This is a genomic window from Novosphingobium sp. AAP93 (assembly GCF_001296055.1).
Lineage (GTDB): Bacteria > Pseudomonadota > Alphaproteobacteria > Sphingomonadales > Sphingomonadaceae > Novosphingobium.
Map to the genome: position 1 here is coordinate 1 of NZ_LJHZ01000146.1, position 1,092 is coordinate 1,092.

At 66.9% G+C, this 1,092-nt stretch carries 1 protein-coding gene; it reads right to left on the bottom strand.

The window, feature by feature from the left end; genetic code table 11:
- Positions 1-129: 129 nt before the first annotated feature.
- The coding region (locus IP83_RS20770; protein ID WP_197274458.1) for a hypothetical protein at positions 130-1,092 on the bottom strand (963 nt) is incomplete at its 5' end.

Here is a 1,092-nt window from a genome sequence, read left to right on the forward strand (position 1 = left end):
GCAAAGCGCTCCATGTGATTCCAGATGCTGTCCGGATCATGACCGCCCACCGCAAGGGCAGGCGGATGGTAAAGCCCCTTGTGCGGTGTGCGGCCCTTTTTCGTGCCGGCCCCGCGCTTCCTCGGCATGTCAGAGCACGGCGGCTGAGGCAGGAACAACACCCCCGCCATTGCCCCCGCCATTGGCATTATGTGGGTAGGACAGGACCGTGCCGTTCAGAAGAGATATAGGCGTTTCCGAAGGCGGCGTTTCAGGAGCGCGAAGAGCAGCGGATATCTGCCCCTCAGCCGCCTTTTCTCCGCTCCGACCAGTGCCCGACCGGGCACCGACCAGGGCCCGGCCAAGCGGCGACCGAACCGCCCCGGACCCCGACCGAACCGGGTCGTACGCGCAGGCCTTGTCCTGCCCCTGCACGGCTCCGCTCAGCCCCATCAGGAACGGCGCATCCGCCTCCCCGCCGCCATCATAAAGCAGCTCGTAATGGAACGAGCCGACGCCCCCCGACGGGCCGGGCGCGCCGCGATGAACGAGCACATATTCAAGGTCAGCCAGACGCCCCAGATGGACCTTGAGCTGCGTGTCACCCCACCCGGTCGCCGCCCTGAGCTGGCGGCGCGTAAACCGCAGGTCCGAGCGCTTGATATGCAGCCGCGCGCACTCCGCCACGGCCCAGTCATGCACCATGCCCAGAAGCCTCCGGGTCTGCGGCGGCAGCTCGTCGAGCGTGCGGCCCAGGACCTCACTGGCAAGCCGGTTGGCGAGCGCGATGTCGCTTTCCGCAACCTCGATATAGCGCACCGGTTTCCCCCGGTGATGCACCTCGTGGACCTTGCGCTGATGCTGGTGCAGGAGCGCGATCGCCTGGATCAGCGTGAGGTATTTCATATGATCGCGCCGGGTGCGGGTCTTGTCGTCAAGGAACGTCAGATCATCCGCGAACGGGTTCACCACGCGCACCGGTTCGAGCAGCGTTTGCGCGTTCCTGTGCAGCGCCAAAGTGGCCTGCCGGTCCTCGCTCGCGAGCAGCCCGGCGAGGGTCTGGCGGCGGCGCTGCGCGGCATGGATCGCGCGGGTCTGCTCGCGGCTTTCATC